Source organism: Pseudomonas sp. MH10 (assembly GCF_034353045.1).
Lineage (GTDB): Bacteria > Pseudomonadota > Gammaproteobacteria > Pseudomonadales > Pseudomonadaceae > Aquipseudomonas.
The window spans coordinates 620,009-636,432 of sequence record NZ_CP133783.1 but is presented as its reverse complement, the minus strand read 5'-3'; the positions used below and the strand labels follow the sequence as shown (position 1 = coordinate 636,432).

Below are 16,424 nucleotides of genomic sequence, written 5' to 3'. Positions count from 1 at the left end.
GTCAAGACCCTTGAATGGCGTTTGCCGGGATGGACGCTTGCTCGCGGCGTGCGTGAAGAATGCTGAAGATCACCGGGACCAGAAACAATGTTGCAATGGTGGCAAACGCCAAGCCGCCAATAACGGCTCGTCCCAAGGGTGCGTTTTGTTCGCCGCCTTCACCCAGGCTCAGGGCCATGGGCGCCATACCAATGATCATCGACAACGCCGTCATCAGCACCGGACGGAAACGCGTGAAACCGGCTTCAAGCGCTGCCTTGATCGGGTCGCCGTGCTCGGCCAGCTGTTCTCGACAGAAGCTGACCACCAGAATGGCGTTTGCGGTCGCCACCCCCATGCACATGATGGCCCCGGTCAACGCCGGCACTGACAACGTGGTGTGCGTCACGAACAAGGTCCAGACAATGCCCGCCAGCGCCGCCGGCAAGGCGGTAATGATCACGAACGGGTCGGTCCAGGACTGGAAGTTGACCACGATCAGCAGGTAAATCAGCACCACTGCGCCGAGTATCCCGAACAGCATCCCGTTGAACGCGTTGTTCATGGTTTGCACCTGCCCCTGGAACATGACTTTTGATCCTTTGGGCACGTCATTGGTGCTGTCGGCAATCAGTTTTTGAATGTCTGACGCGACAGCGCCCAGGTCGCGGTCTTGGGTCGAGGCGAAGATTTCCACCACCGACTGGATGTCCGATTGGCTTACCACCGAGTTGCTGTGGGTCCGCTCAATGGTCGCCAGTCCACCGAGAATTTGCCCACCAACACCCGGTCCCGATGAACTGAGCGGCAGGTTATGCAGCGCCGCTAACGTATCGAGGCTGTATTGCGGGGTTTGCATCACGATGGGGTATGACACCCCGTTCGCGCTGTTCAACCAATAGGTCGGAGCGACCTGGCTGGAGCCGGCAAAGTTGACCACCAAGCTGTTGGTGATGTCGCGCTCGGTGATGCCCACCAACTGCGCACGGGTCCGGTCAACATTGACTTTGAACGTCGGCAATTGCTGCGATTGTTGAAGCCGCGCATCGACGACCCCAGGCACTTTGCGAATATCACGCAGCAGCTTGTTGGCGTAGGCAAAGTTACCCGCCAAATTGTTGCCCTGCACCTGCACGTCGATGGGCGCCGCCGCACCGAAGTTAAGAATCTGCCCCACAATGTCCGCCGGCGGATACGAGAACACCACACCCGGAAACTCTCGCGGCAAGCGCTCGCGCATCTCACGGATGTATTCAGCGGTGGGGCGGTGACCGTCGTTAAGCTTGACCTGAATGTCGCTGTCCTGCGAACCCACCGTACCGGTGTTGTTGTAGGCGGTATTAATACCGCTGATCGACAAGCCGATGTTATCCACCACGGTGCCCAGTTCCTGAGCAGGGATAATCCGTCGGATGGCGTTTTCCACGTCAAAAACCACCTGCGCCGTGGTTTCAACGCGCATTCCGACCGGTGCTCGGACGTGCATCAGGATCTGCCCTGAATCCACCGCAGGGAAGAAGTTGCGCCCCAGGAATGGCACCAGACCGAACGACAGCACAACAAATCCAAGGAAGCAGGCAACGAACAAACCCCGGTGGTGCAACGCCGTTTCCAACATGGCGTGGTAGCTGTCGCGGACATTCTCGAAGCGCTTCTCAAACCCACGCTGAAAGCGCACCAATGGATTCGAAGAAGGCTTGGTGTGTTCTTCCTCTGCTTCTTTGGTGTGCGGGCTGAGCAGGAAGTTGGCCATGGTCGGCACCAAGGTACGCGACAAGATGAACGAGGCGATCATGGCGAAAATGACTGCTTCGGCCATGGGCACAAAGAGGAATCGCGCCACACCATCAAGGAAGAACATCGGTACGAACACGATGCAAATACACAGCAGCGAAACGAACGCCGGGGTCACGATTTGCGCGGCACCGTCGAGAATCGCCTCTTTGACTTGCTTGCCTTGTTCGAGGTGCCAGTTGATGTTCTCGATGGTCACCGTAGCATCGTCCACAAGAATACCAACGGCCAGCGCCAGCCCTCCCAGGGTCATGATGTTCAGGGTCTCGCCCAGCGCCGACAGCATCGCAATGGAAGACAGAATTGCCAACGGAATCGACACCGCAATGATCACCGTTGAACGCCAACTGCCAAGGAACAACAGAATCATCAGACTGGTCAGCGCAGCGGCGATAACGCCCTCCCGCGCGACGCCTTCGATGGCGGCACGAACGAACAGCGACTGGTCACTAATAAAATCGATCTTCAGGTTTTCAGGCAATGCTGCCTTCGACGCCTCAAGCTTCTCCCTGATCCCGGCAATGACCCCCAGGGTCGACGCCGAGCCGGTTTTCAGCACAGTGATCAATACCGAACGGCTGCCGTTAACGTGGACAATGTTCTGTTGCGGTGGGTTGCCATCGCGCACGCTGGCCACGTCACGCATCAATACCGTCGTGCCGTTAGCGGTCTTGATGGGCAAGTCCTCCAAGTCGGCAATCGCCGACGGCGCGTTGTTCAACTGCAGCATGTACTCGTAGCCACCGATTTTTTCCGTACCGATGGGCGTGATCAGGTTTTGCGTGGCCAGGGCATTGGCCACGTCCTGGCCCGATAAACCCCGTGCTTGCATGGCCGCAGAATCAAGGTCGATCTGCACCTGCCGGCTTTTACCACCAAACGGATACGGCATGGCCGCGCCGGCAACCGTGGTCAGCATCAGCCGCACGGTGTTCAGCCCCAAGTCACCCAGTTGCTGTTCGCTCAGGCCTTTGCCCGATAGCGCGAGCTGCACGATGGGTACCGTTGAGGCGCTGTAATTGAGGATCAGCGGTGGCGTGGTACCGGCCGGCAACTGTTTAAGGATCGCCTGAGACACCGACGTCAGTTGCGCGTTGGCAGTACTGATGTTCACGTTGGGCTGAAAATAGACTTTGATGATGCCGAAGCCGTTCAGCGATTGCGCTTCAATGTGCCTAACATCGTTGACCGTGATGGTCAGCACCCGCTCGAACGGTGAGGTAATCCGACCCGCCATTTGGTCTGGGGACAGACCGGTGTACTGCCAGATAACGGCAATAACTGGGATACGAATTTCAGGAAAGATATCGGTCGGCGTGCGCAGGGCCGCCAGCGGACCGATGATCATGATGAATATCGCCAGCACGACGAAAGTATACGGTCGGCTTAAAGCTATACGTACGAGGCCTTGCATTGTTGTTATCCGGACTGGGAACCGAGCAGAGACCAGCGCACCTCAACGCAGACTACAGGCGCTGTAAATTGCGCTGCATCTCCATGGTTACGTAAAAGGCCGCGATGAGCTGCGGAACTCGAACAGGACATTCGATTGATCCGCAGGCTGAGCGCACAGTTCAAATGCTGATACCCAAAGGGTACAAATCAGCCAAAACCACCGGTTTTTCCGTGACGGTCATGCCAACTGACGCGCCAACAGCATTCAATCTTCATCACCATATTCCTGCAACAAGCCCCACGAGCGGGGGCATGCGCCACAATATCGATATTAGGGGTATATGCCAACAAATATCTACGCGAAGACTACGTGCGTATTACGGCCCGAACCTACTTTGCTCCTTCCAAGAATAAAGACGCTAGCCATAGGCCGTCCTAACCGACCAATTAAAGCCTTGCCCTTTCAAAATGCCCGACCATAATCGAGGCATATACCGCTATGACAGTGAGTCAAATGACCAAGACTGCCGTTTTGCTCAGCCCTGCCATCCCTTCCGGTAGTGGCTGTTCCAATGGTGCCATCCGCCGTGCAGCACGGCGCATGGGCCAAATTTACGATGATGCCTTCGCTCCCAGCGGGCTTAAAGGCACCCAGTATTCGTTGTTGTCACAAATCACGCGCTTGCAAGGACCGACCATGCGCACCCTGGCTCAGGAATTAGTCATGGACCTCTCGGCCCTGGGCCATACCTTGAAACCCTTGGTGCGAGATGGGTTTGTTGAACTCAATGTCGATGCAGATGATCGCCGATGCCGGCGGGTAACCCTTACCGAAAAAGGCGTGAAAAAATATCAGGAAGCACGGGAAATCTGGACCCGCGTCAGGCGTGTGTTTGATGAGATCTATGGCGCCGAAGAGGCCGTTCGACTGCGCGCGACCCTTGATTACATCGCTTCGGAATCGTTTGCTGCGGCCATGGCGCTGAAGCTTGCCGCCCGTTGATGTTTTCAGACCTGTTGCTCGAATGGGGTATCCGGCGTCATCACCGTTCGTCGTCATCTCACGCACTTATTTGATCACGCGGCACCCAACTCATGTAACGACTCTATAACCCCGGAGACGAATCATGACCCTGAAATATGTCACGACCCTTGCATTCGCTACCCTGCTGTCGGCCGCTTCGATGGTCGCGATGGCACAAACCACCGGCACTAGCGACCCGATGAATAAAACGCCTTCAACCACCGGAATGGGCGCTGACCCCACCAATGATGAGGGCACGGTTCCGTCGGACAGAACCCTCAATCCGCCGAGTAAGGCGAACCAGAACTCTTCTCACGTTCCGGGCACCAAAGGCTCCAACAACAATGGTGCCGATCAGTCGACCTCCACCGGTGTGGGCAAAGGCAGCGGCGCGGACGGTGACACCACCAACGAAATCAAATAAGCCATATATAGCAAAGCGCCACATCATTGAATGTGGCGCTTGTCCGGCGCTCTGACATTCACTCTGAGCGATCGGTTTCACTGGACGCCGCGTCATGCAAACTAACCACTGATTTTTCGTGCTCTGAGCGCTCAACTTGAGCTTCTTCCTGCTGATGCTGCTGCATCACGGCTTCGTTATGCGCCAACATCAGCGCCATAGTCCGGTCGCCGCCGCCTTCGGCCATTGCGCTTACAGAAGTGCCCAGCAAAGCGATGATGAATAATGTTTTCAACGTGTTCATAAGGTTTTCCAAATAGGGTCTGCCGGCACCTATTGCCGACAGAAGCGTTAAGCTCGAGCCCATTTTGGGGGGATAGGGCTTTCAGCCCGATCCCCACCACATGAATTTTTTGACAGGTTTTAAATTAATTCACCCAACCGCCGCCACGCCAGTGCCAGCCATCAGGACGGTGTTCCCAATGCGGGTGCACATAGCGATAGCCTGGACGCGCTGGTTCCCAATGTCCGCCAACGGCCACATAACGCCCGCCGTCCCAGCGCCAATAGCCATGGGCCCAGATAAAGCCGTCACGACGACCCGGCTCCACTTCAACGATACGTTCAGGGGGAGGTTGTGGAGCGACCACTTCAACGTACTGGGTCTGAACCGGACGCTCGCGAACGACGCGTTCATGGACCCGCTCAACACACCCACTGGTCATAGCGACCACAGCGATTACTGCCACGCAGCGTAAAAACATAGCTTTCCCTCGGTTAAACTTTCGACAATTTCAGACACATTTTGAAACCTACATCACTCTGCTCATCAGTAACAGCAGCTTTACCGGACCATTACATTCAGCTGAAAGCCACGTCCCGTGGGCGCAGTCGCCCGCTTGCCGGTCCTCGGATATGCGGCCACTATGGTTCCAGATGCGCCCCTGATCGTCAGTTCGACGGCATGGAAAACTCATCTCGGAAACCTTTCAAATGCTCGCATTCAGCACCGTATTACGGCCTTTGTGTGTGTCGGTTTGCTTGTTGTTGCTCGCGCCGTCTCACGCCATGGCAAGCGCTCCCGTCCCTTTGAATACTGCGGACATTGCTTGGTTGCGGCGCGACGGTTTTGACCTCGATGCGGCCAGCGTGACGCGTTTGCGCTCGATGGGCCGCGCGGGTCTGCTGGAAGCGCAACTGACCGACCGCATTCCCGACCTATTGCCGCCGGCCATCAACACCTTGTTGCATGGCTATCCGGCCCTGACCTCTTCGCTTGAATCATCGTTGATTGCCCGCAAGCAAGAGCAAGAACAGCTTAACGCCATGCCCGACGGCGATGACAAAATAGCGGCAAAAAAAGCGGCGCAACAAGCCGCTAACGAATACGGACAGCAAGCGCAGGAAATCGTGATGCTGCGGGCGGTGTATGGACCCAATCAGTTGAAGGAGCAGTTGATCAGCTTTTGGCTTAACCACTTCAGCATCTACATGGGCAAGGGTCGCGTGCGCTGGATGGCGGCGGATTATGAAGAGCAAGTCATCCGCCCCCATGCACTGGGCAAGTTCAAGGACTTGGTAATGGCGACGCTCAAAAGTCCGGCGATGTTGGAGTTTTTGGACAACGCCCAAAACGCACAAGGTAAAGTTAATGAAAATTATGCCCGTGAGCTGATGGAGTTGCATACGCTCGGTGTAGGTTCAGGGTACACCCAGCAAGACGTGCAACAGCTGGCGCTGATATTGACCGGCGCTGGCCTTGCCCCGCTGGATGGCAAGCAACAACGGTTTCCGCCCGCGCTGGCGCCGTTCGTGGTCCAGGAAGGCGTGTTCGAGTTCAATCCCAAGCGTCACGATTTCAGTGACAAGGTCCTGTTGGGGCAGCCCATCAGGGGTTCAGGTTTTGATGAAATCGCCCAGGCCGTTGAGCTGATCACTCGCCAGAAAGCCTGCGCAGTATTTATCTCGCATCAATTAGCCCAGTACTTTGTGGCCGACAACCCACCACAGGCACTGGTCGACCGCATGGCCGCGACCTTCCAGCGCACCGATGGCGATATTGCCCAAGTGATGCGTACGTTGTTTCAATCTAAGGAGTTGCAGCAGAGCGCCGGGACGAAGTTCAAGGACCCGATCCAGTTTGTTGCTTCATCAGTCCGACTGGCCTACGACGGTAAAACCTTGGCCAATGCCAGGCCGATGGTCAATTGGCTGAACCAACTGGGCGAGCCGGTGTTTGGTCGCGTCACCCCAGACGGTTGGCCGCTGGATTCCAGCGGTTGGACCAGCTCGGGACAGTTGTCCAAACGGTTTGAAATTGCACGCATTATCGGCAGGGGCGACAACCGGTTGTTCACCCCCGAAGGCAGCCCAAAGGAAGGTATCGGGTTTCCGATGATTACCACCCGACTTTTTTATGATGCGGTGGCTCCGGGCTTGAGTGCTGCGACCCGAGGGGCGCTTGACCAAGCAGCCTCGCAACAGGAATGGAATACGTACTTGTTGTCGTCGCCTGACTTCAACAGCCGATGACAATGCGAGTTACGTGAGCAAGGCCAGGGCCGGCTGAATCGTTGAATGTCTACCATGATCCATTGCGTCATGAGGTGCCTGATGAACCGTCGAGAATTCCTGTTAGCAACCGCTGCCGCCGCAGCGTTGCCAAGCCTGTCGTTTTCCGGGAAATTATTTGCCGCGCCACCTTCCGCGCCCCGATTCCTGTTTGTGTTCTTGCGCGGCGGCTATGACTGCAACAACTTGTTGGTGCCTTACAACAGCGACTTTTACTACGATTCGCGGCCTACCCTGGCCATCGCCAGACCCGATCAGGGCAACCTCGACAGTGCCATCGCACTTGATTCCAATTGGGGGCTGAACCCGGTGCTGCGCGACTCGATCTACCCGCTGTGGCAACGCAAACAAATCGCCTTCGTCCCGTTCGCAGGCACCGACGACCTGTCGCGCAGCCACTTCGAAACTCAGGACAACATCGAATCCGGCGAGCCGAGCCAGCAGCGCAACGGGTACGGCTCGGGCTTCCTCGCCCGCTTGGCGCTAGCTGCCCCCGACAGCGCGCCCATTGCATTCACTGACGCATTGCCGCTGAGTTTTCAAGGCGGTAAAGACATTCCTAACCTGTCGTTGCGTGGGGTTTCGAAACCGGCGTTCGATAATCGGCAATCGTCGATCCTCGCCAGCATGTACAAGGGCACCCCGCTTGCCGCGTCTGCGTCTGACGGCCTTGAGCTGCGCCAGCATGTCTCGAAAGACCTGGAGGAAGAGATGATGCGCGCCAATCGCGGCGCGGCTACGGCGAAGAACTTTGCTGCCGAAACCCAACGTATCGCCACGTTAATGCGCGACCAGTACCGGTTGGGGTTCGTCGATGTGGGCGGTTGGGACACCCACGTCAATCAAGGCAGTACCACGGGCAATCTCGCTAACAACCTGGCCAACCTCGGTCAAGGCTTGGCAGCGTATGCACAAGCACTCGGTGACGAGTGGAACACCACCACGGTGGTGGTGGTGTCTGAATTCGGCCGCACATTCCGCGAGAACGGCAACCGTGGCACCGATCATGGCCATGGCACGGTGTACTGGGTGCTTGGCGGCAACGTTCGGGGTGGGCGTATCGTCGGCGAGCAAGTCGCGGTGAACCAGAATACACTGCTGCAAAACCGCGATTACCCCGTGCTTAACAATTACCGCGACCTGCTCGGCGGATTGCTCGGGCGTACGTGGGGCTTGTCCACTTCACAGCTTCAAGCCGTGTTCCCCGGCGCGCGACCCAATGCGCTGCAATTGGTTTGACGGTACATATGCCGCCGCCTCGCCAACCAGTTGGCTCCTACAGGGCGCAGCAAAAAGCCCGGATAACCGGGCTTTTTTAAGCGTTTAGTCGATCAATAGCGCTGATACTGCGAACCGAATTCTTTGCGGTTTTCAGCAACGATGACGTTGCCGTGCAGGTCACTGCTCAGACGCTCAAAGGTCTTGGCCGAGTTTTCCGCGACGCGAACGTGAGTCGCTTCAGCGACTACTGGCTTGGCAACCGAAGTGGTGGTCTGAGGGCTGGCGAAAGCTGAGGTTGCGGCCAGAACCGAAAGGGCGAAGCCGAAAGCAAGGGTACGTTTCATGGTTAAGCTCCAATAGGTAGTTCAAAGGAAGGTGGGTTTCGAGTAAGTGGCGCTAAGTTACCCCCTGCCCCCGCCAATGAAAAACCACGAGCATAGATACCCACTATCGACAGCGGTGATCTGATACTAAAGTCGGTAAGCGCCGACGTATTTGGCGCGGCGTCTACACATCAGAAATCAGCACCCTTCAAAACAAACCCATTTGCCCGCCAACCAATGTGCTGAAGTCGTCATTCACAAACGGCAAGATCGCGTCTGCCACCGGTTGCAGTTGGCGGGTGACGTAGTGGTCGTAGTCGATGGGTGCTGCTTGGGTTTCCAGAGGTTCAGGGCCTGCGGTGGTCATTACGTAACTGATCCAACCGCCGCTTTGATACTGCTGTGGTCGGCCCTGTTGGTCGTTGTACTCATCGGCGATTCGCGCCGCGCGGACGTGGGGTGGCACGTTGCGTTGGTAATCGTCCAGTTTGCGCCGCAGCCGCTTGCGGTAAATCAACAGGTCATCAAGCTCGCCTTTCAAGGTCTTGCGAACGTAATCGCGTACGTAGTCTTGGTACGGTTGCCGGTTGAAGATTCGTTCATACAGTTCCTGCTGAAACTGTTGCGCCAACGGTGACCAATCGGTGCGCACGGTCTCCAGCCCTTTGTAGACCATCTCGTCGCGACCGTCCGCCCGGGTGACGAGGCCGGCGTAACGTTTCTTGCTGCCCTCCTCGGCACCCCGCAGGGTCGGCATTAAAAAACGCCGGAAGTGCGTCTCCAATTGCAGTTCAAGCACGCTGTCCAGTCCAAACGTCTGTTGCAGATACCCACGCCACCATTGGTTGACGTGCAACACCAACGCGCGCCCGATACGCGCGGCGTCTTCCTCGGTATGCGTGCGACGGAGCCAGACAAAGGTGGAGTCGGTATCGCCGTAGATCACCGCGTGACCTTCAGCCTCGATCAGTTCGCGGGTTTTGCGCATGATCTCGTGACCGCGCAAGGTGATGGACGACGCCAGACGCGGATCGAAGAAGCGGCAGCCGCTGGACCCCAACACGCCATAAAACGCGTTCATGATGATTTTCAGAGCCTGAGACAACGGCGCGTTACGTTCACGTTTCGCCACTTCGCGGCCTTCGGACACACGGGAAATAATCGCAGGCAAACAATGCCGGGTGCGGGAGAATCGTGCGCCACGAAAACCCGGCACCGACTCTGCATCGCCGGGCTGGCGTATGCCTTCGACCAGTCCCACCGGGTCAATCAGGAAAGTGCGGATAATCGACGGGTACAGGCTCTTGTAATCCAGCACCAATACCGACTCATACAAACCCGGTTTCGAGTCCATGACAAAACCACCAGGGCTGGCCTCGGGCGGGCGCTCGCCGAGGTTTGGCGCCACAAAGCCTTGGCGGTGCATCAGCGGCATGTACAGATTACTGAAGGCGGCGACTGATCCACCGCTGCTGTCAGCAGGCAAACCCGTCACCGAGGCCCGCTCCAGCAAAAACGTCAGCAGTTCGGTTTTGGCAAATATTCGCGTCACCAGCTCGCAGTCTTTGAGGTTGTAGCGCGCCAGCGCCGGCTTGTCCTCGGCAAACATGCGGTTGATTTCGTCCATTTTTTGGTAGGCGTTGTTGATCGCTTTACCCTCACCCAACAAGGATTGCGCGACGTTCTCCAGGCTGAACGAAGGAAAGCTCCAAGTCGCCGAACGCAACGCTTCGATGCCATCAATGATCAAACGCCCGGCCGCCGACGCGAAATAATGATTATTGCGCGTACCGTGCTGACGCCAACCCATCTCCTCGCCGCCGCGTCCGAGGCGTAACGGCACGTTCAGGCGCTGCGCGTGTTCGTGCAGCACGCGCAGATCGAATTGCACCAGGTTCCAGCCGATGATTGCATCAGGGTCGTGGCGCACCAGCCATTCGTTGAGTTTTTCCAGCAACTGCGCACGGCTGTCGCAGTACTCAAACAGAAAATCGACCTCATCCTCCACGCCATTCGGCGGCCCGAGCATATAAACCTGACGCTGGCCACACCCCTCCAGCGCGATGGAATACAGCTCGCCTTGCGCCGTGGTTTCGATGTCCAGCGAGACCAGCTTCAATGACGGTCGGTACTCTGGCGCCGGCTTCATCTGGGCATCAAGCAGCAGGCCGTTGGCGCCCGGCTTTCCACTGAACGTCACGGGTGCGGTGATAAAACGCTCCATCATGTAGCGTTCCGGTGGCCGAACATCCGCCTCGTAGACATCGACCCCAAAGGCGCGCAATTGCTTGTCGACATTCATCAGTTGCCGATGCTGCTGGCAATAAAGGCCTAGCACCGGGCGGTGACGGAAATCGCACAGGTCCAACGGCCGAAGTTCGACGTTACGTTCGCTGCGCAGTAATGACTTGGCTCGCTCCTGCTGCTCGACCGGGATAAACGCCACTGAGGGTTGGTGCGGCAGCCGAATGTGCCGAGGGCCGTTATCGGTGGCCAGCCAAAACTCGACTTCGGTACCCAAGGCGCTGTCGCGCCAATGTCGGGTCAGGACAAAACCCTGCTGTAAATCCACCGTTGCAACCTCGATCACTTGAATCCGCGACGTTTCTCATGCGCTTGAGCCGTTAGCGTCATTAACGGCCACACTATAAAGATTCGTTACGGTTCTGACCGGGTTTTGTTTACTGTGGTGCCTTGGCGAACCCTTGCAGCCAAACACGTCCCGCAGCTTACCCACCGATGCGTAACTTTAATCCTGAGGCCCCGCTACCCACCATGAACGCCCTGCCCCTTGAAATCCACCTGACCGGGTTGACCGTCGAACTTCAACCGCTGCAACTGAGGCATACCCCACAACTGCTGGACGCCGCCGCTGACGGGCAATTATGGAGCATGACACTCACCGTGGTGCCGGGGCCGGACACGGTCGAGCAGTATGTTTCGACGGCGCTGGAGGGAAGACAGGCAGGCACAGTGATGCCGTTCGCGATCATTCAGCGCGAAACCGGCAAGCTGGTGGGAAGTACACGTTTTTGGAAGATTGACCGCAAGAATCGAAAGCTGGAAATTGGTCACACTTGGTTGAGCGAGTCAGTGCAGCGCTCGGGGATCAATACCGAAGTGAAGCACCTGCTGCTGATGTACGCCTTCGAGGTCATGCACTGCGTGCGGGTGCAATTTACCACCGACGAACTGAATGAAAAATCCCGCGCAGCCATCTTGCGGATTGGCGCGACGCAGGAAGGGATTGTCCGTCATGAACGAATCATGCCCGACGGCCGCAAACGCAACTCCGTGCGCTTCAGCATCATCGATTCGGAATGGCCGAACGTGAAAGCGTCGCTGGAAGCGAAGATGCGTCGTTAAGCGAAAGGCAGCAAACCGGGTGGCACGCTGTGTGGGTTGGGGTAGCAGCGCGTCAAGACTGAAGCCTTCCCGAATAAATTCGGTCCCACAGATCTCGGCGCTGCAAAGGCTGTGAACAGATTTTCAGTGCCTACTATTCCGTGTCCGTCTCTGTGGGAGATTCTATGTTTCAGGTCAACATCAGCGGCGCGACTACCGGCCTCTTCGCAGGCAAGCCTGCTCCCACAGTATCTACGGCTCCTACAATAGTCCGGTGTTTGCTGCGGCAACGCGTTGACGGACCAGGGCATGAATAAATTCGGTCCCTGCGAACAGTCCGGAGCACCTTCGCCCACTTGTTGGCGAGGCGCCGTCGCTTACATCACCCTCAAGTCGTCAAGCTATAAGCCGGTCGTTCGCCACGGAAGTTCTGCTCCAGACTGACCACGACGATTTCGCCCATGCGGGTGCGTGTCTCAACCGTTGCGCTGGCACGGTGCGGCTGCAGCACGACGTTTTCCATGCTCCACAGCGCTTCAGGCACATGCGGCTCGTCGACGAACACATCCAGACCGGCACCGGCGATACGGCCTTCGGTCAGCGCAGCAACCAGGTCGGTTTCGTTGACCAATTTGCCACGGGCGACGTTGATCAGGTAGCCGTCTTTGCCCAGTGCGTTGAGCACTTCAGCGTTAATGATGCCTTCTACTTTATCCGCAGCTGCCGCAACGATCAGCGCATCGCACTGCTTGGCCAATTCGGCGAGGTTGTCGACAAAATCATAAGGCACGTCGCTGATGGTCTGGAGATCGGTGTAGCTGATATTGCAGTTGAACGCTGCGGCACGGGCTGCGACTGCACGCCCTACCCGGCCCATACCGACGATGCCGACGTGCATGCCGCTGAATTGGCGAGCCAAAGGCAATGGCACCAACGGCGTGGCGCTCTTGCCCCACTTGCCGTCACGTACATAACGGTCGCCGGTGTTGATCCCACGACAGACCGCGATCAGCAGGCCAATCGCCAAGTCAGCCACGTCATCGGTCAATGCGCCGATGGTTGCAGTGACGTGAATACCCCGTTCCCGGGCGTAGGCCATGTCCACGGCATCAGTGCCGACGCCATTGACCGCCACCACTTCCAGCGCTGGCAAACGCTCCATCATTGCCCGGGTAATCCCGGTATGACCACCGGAAATAACGCCGCGAATATTGGCCGCGTGTTCTTGCAAAAAGGCTTCTTTATCGGCCTGAGCCTGCTGAAAGTACGGACGAATCGTAAACAGCTCATTCAACTTTTCGTTGATCGACGGGATCAACACAGGACTCAACTGCAAAATTTCGGGTTTCATGGGATTCGACTCATGGCGTTAAAAGGGTCGCCGGGCCGACAACGGTTATCGAAACCGCCATCAACCCGAGGGAATACGCAAGACTATTAGCCCCGGCCAACGAACGGCATGTTGGTTGCCATCACAGTCATGTTCAGCACGTTGGCTGACAGCGGCAAAGCCGCAATGTAGCGCACGGCGTCAGCGATGTGTTTGACATCAACCATCGGTTCGATTGCTGTTTGCCCGTTAGCCTGACGAACACCTTTGGTCATGCGCACCGACAGGTCGGTCAACGCGTTACCGATGTCGATCTGGCTGCACGCGATGTTGTATTCGCGGCCATCCAGCGCCAAAGCTTTGGTCAAACCCAGCACCGCGTGCTTGCTGGCGGTGTAAGGCCCGGTGAAAGGACGCGGCGTATGGGCAGAAATAGAGCCGTTGTTAATGATGCGACCGCCCTGTGGGCTTTGCTTTCTCATCAAACCGAACGCGCCGCGAGCGCAAAGGAACACGCCGGTGACGTTGGTGTTGATCACGTTCAGCCACAGGTCGACGTCAAGCTCGTCCACTGGAATAGCCGGCGCGTTAATGCCGGCGTTGTTGAAGGCAACGTCCAGGCGACCGTAAACCGCTTCGATTTTTGCAAACAGCGCGTCAACGCTGGCAGGGTCACGAACGTCGGTAGAGACCCCAATGGCGCTTTGGCCCGCGGCTTTGGCAATCTCGACCAATTCGTCCAGCGGTTCTTGGCGACGACCCGCCAGGACCACACTGAAACCATCAGCCAACAGTGCTTGAGCAACAGCGCGACCGATGCCGCTGCCTGCGCCCGTTACCAGTGCAACTTTCAAAGTGGACGTGTTGGACATTGTTATTTCCTTCTTCAAATTAGTGTTTGATCGATACCGACAGATGGCCGATACCGTCAATGCCTGCGGTCACGGTGTCACCGCGCTGGATGCCTTCCACGCCAGGTGGAGTGCCGGTCATGATCAAGTCGCCGGGGTTGAGCTGGACGGAGCGAGAGATGTGACTGATCACCTCGGCCACCGACCATATCTGATTCGCCAGGTCTGACCGTTGGCGGTCAACATCATTGACCTTCAGCCATACCGCGCCTTGGCTCGGGTGGCCGATGGTGCTCACCGGCACAATAGCGCTTATCGGCGCGGAGCCGTCGAACGCCTTGGAACCTTCCCACGGCCTGCCCTGCTGTTTCGCGACCATTTGTAAGTCACGCCGCGTCAAATCCAACCCGGCGCCGTAACCCCACACATGGTCGAGGGCATCGGCGATAGCGATATCTTTACCCGACTTGCCGATAGCGATTACCAGCTCGATCTCAGGGCAAAACTCCCCGGTCAACGACGGATAATCCAGCTCACCTTGTGCATCGATAACAGCCTGAGACGGCTTCATGAAGAAAAACGGCAGTTCACGCTCTGGTGCTGTTTCAGTCGATGCATCAGGCCACCAGTAGTTACGGCCGAGACAAAAGACCCTGGCCACCGCAAAGCGTTTGGTGTCACCGACTACGGGCAAACTTGGCTGGGACGACGGGGGGAAAACATAGTGGCTCATACAGATCCTTGCTCAACGACTTGACGACTTACCCGGCAACCAGTGTACGCAGCGTCGTCCTGTTCAACAGGACGAAACTGCGCATTATTTGGACAAAACACACAACCTGCGGGTGTGTATTAACGCGCAACCAGAACGATGCGGTGCAACTTGCCCAGCAACAGTGAGTAGGACAACGCGCCCATCAAGGCCACCGCACCAATGAAATAGAAGGCCAATGTAAAGGAGTGAGTGACGTTCAAGATCGCGCCAATCACGATAGGGGTGATGATGCCGCCAATGTTTGCCGCAAGGCTGGTGACACCGCCGGTCAAGCCGATCAATTCCTTCGGTGCGATTTCCGCGACTGCTGCCCATGAAGCGGAAGCAATACCTTGAGCGAAGAAAGCGATGGTCAAGATCGCGATACACAGCACGTTGGAGTCAGTGAAGTTAACCAACACGATGGACATCCCAAGCATCGACCCCACTACCAACGGTAACTTGCGAGCAAACGACATGGTGTGGCCGCGACGGATCAAGACGTCTGACACCAGCCCTGCCAACAACACACCGACGGTTGCGCCAATGAACGGCAGCACGGCGAAGATGCCGACTTTGATCATGGTCAGGTGACGCTCTTCAATCAGATAGGTAGGGAACCACGTCAAAAAGAAGTACAAGGCCGACGTGCTGGCAAACTTGCCGATGCAAATCGCCCAGATCTGCCGATAGCGGAACAATTCGGCCACTTGGCGCCAGTTGAACTTAGTGCGCTCCTGGCTACTTTTGACCAGACCACCACCGTCTTCGATGTACTGCAATTCTTCCTTGCTGACTTTCTTGCAGGTCAAAGGATCGCGGTACAGGTACATCCAAGCGATACCGAAAATCACACCCACAATGCCGGTAGTGAAGAAGATGTAGCGCCAGCTGTAGGTCGTCGCCAGCCACAACAGGCCGCCGGTAAACAACGCTGTGCCCAAGTACTGTCCGCTGACATAGATGCTGCTGGCCAAACCGCGCTCACGAATGGGGAACCAAATGGCTACTGCCCGAGTGTTTGCTGGGAACGCCGGGGCTTCTAATGCACCCACGCCCAACCGAAGCCCGAACAATGAGGCGAAACCACCTGCGGCACCCTGTGCCACGGTAGCGATTGACCAGGTGATCAGTGAAATACCATAGGTCAGCCGTGAGCCGAAGCGGTCTGAAATGAAACCTGCCGGTACTAACGCAAACGCATAAGTCCAAGCGAACGCCGAGAAGATCAATCCCATCTCAAACTTGTCCAGCCCAAGGTCTTTGGCCATGAACGGTGCGGCGATGGAGATATTGACCCGGTCCGCATAGTTGATAATCGTCGCGATCAACAACAAGAAAAGCATGAAGTAGCGACGCCGTGTCGGTAACCGGGTGGCCACCTCGGCAGGTATGGCTTGCGCAGCGTTAGTAGTCATCGAGAGGCCCTCATTA

The 16,424-nt window shown here is 57.0% G+C and carries 14 protein-coding genes; 5 read left to right on the top strand and 9 right to left on the bottom strand.

Features of this window, described 5'->3' with window-relative positions:
• Position 1: 1 nt before the first annotated feature.
• On the bottom strand, positions 2-3,187 hold the full coding sequence (locus RHM59_RS02980) for an efflux RND transporter permease subunit (protein ID WP_322285916.1): 3,186 nt from the start codon (positions 3,185-3,187) through the stop codon (positions 2-4).
• A 495-nt stretch (positions 3,188-3,682) separates the two neighbouring features.
• Between RHM59_RS02980 and RHM59_RS02975 the strand changes: the two genes are divergently transcribed.
• On the top strand, positions 3,683-4,171 hold the full coding sequence (locus RHM59_RS02975; RefSeq protein WP_322285915.1) for a MarR family winged helix-turn-helix transcriptional regulator: 489 nt from the start codon (positions 3,683-3,685) through the stop codon (positions 4,169-4,171).
• A gap of 124 nt (positions 4,172-4,295) precedes the next feature.
• Positions 4,296-4,616 (top strand): hypothetical protein, encoded by a 321-nt coding sequence (locus tag RHM59_RS02970; protein ID WP_322285914.1) that lies wholly within the window; start codon positions 4,296-4,298, stop codon positions 4,614-4,616.
• Positions 4,617-4,674: 58 nt separating this feature from the next.
• Here the strand turns inward: RHM59_RS02970 and RHM59_RS02965 are convergent, their stop codons facing one another.
• Together RHM59_RS02965 and RHM59_RS02960 are read right to left on the bottom strand one after the other, a co-directional pair.
• Positions 4,675-4,899, bottom strand: coding sequence for a co-regulatory protein PtrA N-terminal domain-containing protein (locus tag RHM59_RS02965; protein ID WP_322285913.1), 225 nt, complete (start codon positions 4,897-4,899; stop codon positions 4,675-4,677).
• Between the two features lie 124 nt (positions 4,900-5,023).
• A complete protein-coding gene (locus RHM59_RS02960; RefSeq protein WP_322164714.1) occupies positions 5,024-5,359 on the bottom strand; it encodes a hypothetical protein in 336 nt (111 codons plus the stop codon).
• Positions 5,360-5,588: 229 nt separating this feature from the next.
• On the opposite strand from RHM59_RS02960, the gene RHM59_RS02955 reads away from it, so the two are divergent.
• Positions 5,589-7,127: a DUF1800 domain-containing protein gene (locus RHM59_RS02955; RefSeq protein WP_322285912.1), complete on the top strand. Its 1,539-nt coding sequence runs from the start codon at positions 5,589-5,591 to the stop codon at positions 7,125-7,127.
• 81 nt (positions 7,128-7,208) lie between these two features.
• Positions 7,209-8,405: a DUF1501 domain-containing protein gene (locus RHM59_RS02950; RefSeq protein ID WP_322285911.1), complete on the top strand. Its 1,197-nt coding sequence runs from the start codon at positions 7,209-7,211 to the stop codon at positions 8,403-8,405.
• A 92-nt stretch (positions 8,406-8,497) separates the two neighbouring features.
• Here RHM59_RS02950 and RHM59_RS02945 read toward each other — a convergent pair whose 3' ends face one another.
• Positions 8,498-8,731: a hypothetical protein gene (locus RHM59_RS02945; RefSeq protein WP_322285910.1), complete on the bottom strand. Its 234-nt coding sequence runs from the start codon at positions 8,729-8,731 to the stop codon at positions 8,498-8,500.
• Positions 8,732-8,918: 187 nt separating this feature from the next.
• Positions 8,919-11,282, bottom strand: a complete 2,364-nt coding sequence (locus tag RHM59_RS02940) for a DNA polymerase II (RefSeq protein WP_322286658.1) — start codon at positions 11,280-11,282, stop codon at positions 8,919-8,921.
• A gap of 203 nt (positions 11,283-11,485) precedes the next feature.
• Between RHM59_RS02940 and RHM59_RS02935 the strand changes: the two genes are divergently transcribed.
• Entirely contained in the window at positions 11,486-12,076 is a 591-nt protein-coding gene (locus tag RHM59_RS02935; RefSeq protein WP_322285909.1) for a GNAT family protein, read from the top strand.
• 367 nt (positions 12,077-12,443) lie between these two features.
• Here the strand turns inward: RHM59_RS02935 and RHM59_RS02930 are convergent, their stop codons facing one another.
• The 4 genes from RHM59_RS02930 to RHM59_RS02915 all read right to left on the bottom strand — a co-directional run bounded on the left by RHM59_RS02930 (position 12,444) and on the right by RHM59_RS02915 (position 16,408).
• Positions 12,444-13,406: a 2-hydroxyacid dehydrogenase gene (locus RHM59_RS02930; protein WP_322164718.1), complete on the bottom strand. Its 963-nt coding sequence runs from the start codon at positions 13,404-13,406 to the stop codon at positions 12,444-12,446.
• Between the two features lie 86 nt (positions 13,407-13,492).
• Complete coding sequence (locus tag RHM59_RS02925) at positions 13,493-14,257, bottom strand: SDR family oxidoreductase (protein ID WP_322164719.1); 765 nt, start codon at positions 14,255-14,257, stop codon at positions 13,493-13,495.
• Positions 14,258-14,276: 19 nt separating this feature from the next.
• Positions 14,277-14,969 (bottom strand): fumarylacetoacetate hydrolase family protein, encoded by a 693-nt coding sequence (locus tag RHM59_RS02920; protein WP_322164720.1) that lies wholly within the window; start codon positions 14,967-14,969, stop codon positions 14,277-14,279.
• A 119-nt stretch (positions 14,970-15,088) separates the two neighbouring features.
• Positions 15,089-16,408, bottom strand: coding sequence for an MFS transporter (locus tag RHM59_RS02915; RefSeq protein WP_322164722.1), 1,320 nt, complete (start codon positions 16,406-16,408; stop codon positions 15,089-15,091).
• Positions 16,409-16,424 lie beyond the last annotated feature (16 nt).

Coding starts and splice junctions, on each gene's coding strand:
- RHM59_RS02970 (WP_322285914.1), top strand. CDS start 4,296: ATGACCCTGAAATATGTCACGACCCTTGCATTCGCTACCCTGCTGTCG.
- RHM59_RS02965 (WP_322285913.1), bottom strand. CDS start 4,899: ATGAACACGTTGAAAACATTATTCATCATCGCTTTGCTGGGCACTTCT.
- RHM59_RS02955 (WP_322285912.1), top strand. CDS start 5,589: ATGCTCGCATTCAGCACCGTATTACGGCCTTTGTGTGTGTCGGTTTGC.
- RHM59_RS02920 (WP_322164720.1), bottom strand. CDS start 14,969: ATGAGCCACTATGTTTTCCCCCCGTCGTCCCAGCCAAGTTTGCCCGTA.
- RHM59_RS02980 (WP_322285916.1), bottom strand. CDS start 3,187: ATGCAAGGCCTCGTACGTATAGCTTTAAGCCGACCGTATACTTTCGTC.
- RHM59_RS02930 (WP_322164718.1), bottom strand. CDS start 13,406: ATGAAACCCGAAATTTTGCAGTTGAGTCCTGTGTTGATCCCGTCGATC.
- RHM59_RS02975 (WP_322285915.1), top strand. CDS start 3,683: ATGACCAAGACTGCCGTTTTGCTCAGCCCTGCCATCCCTTCCGGTAGT.
- RHM59_RS02915 (WP_322164722.1), bottom strand. CDS start 16,408: ATGACTACTAACGCTGCGCAAGCCATACCTGCCGAGGTGGCCACCCGG.
- RHM59_RS02925 (WP_322164719.1), bottom strand. CDS start 14,257: ATGTCCAACACGTCCACTTTGAAAGTTGCACTGGTAACGGGCGCAGGC.
- RHM59_RS02935 (WP_322285909.1), top strand. CDS start 11,486: ATGAACGCCCTGCCCCTTGAAATCCACCTGACCGGGTTGACCGTCGAA.
- RHM59_RS02945 (WP_322285910.1), bottom strand. CDS start 8,731: ATGAAACGTACCCTTGCTTTCGGCTTCGCCCTTTCGGTTCTGGCCGCA.
- RHM59_RS02950 (WP_322285911.1), top strand. CDS start 7,209: ATGAACCGTCGAGAATTCCTGTTAGCAACCGCTGCCGCCGCAGCGTTG.
- RHM59_RS02960 (WP_322164714.1), bottom strand. CDS start 5,359: ATGTTTTTACGCTGCGTGGCAGTAATCGCTGTGGTCGCTATGACCAGT.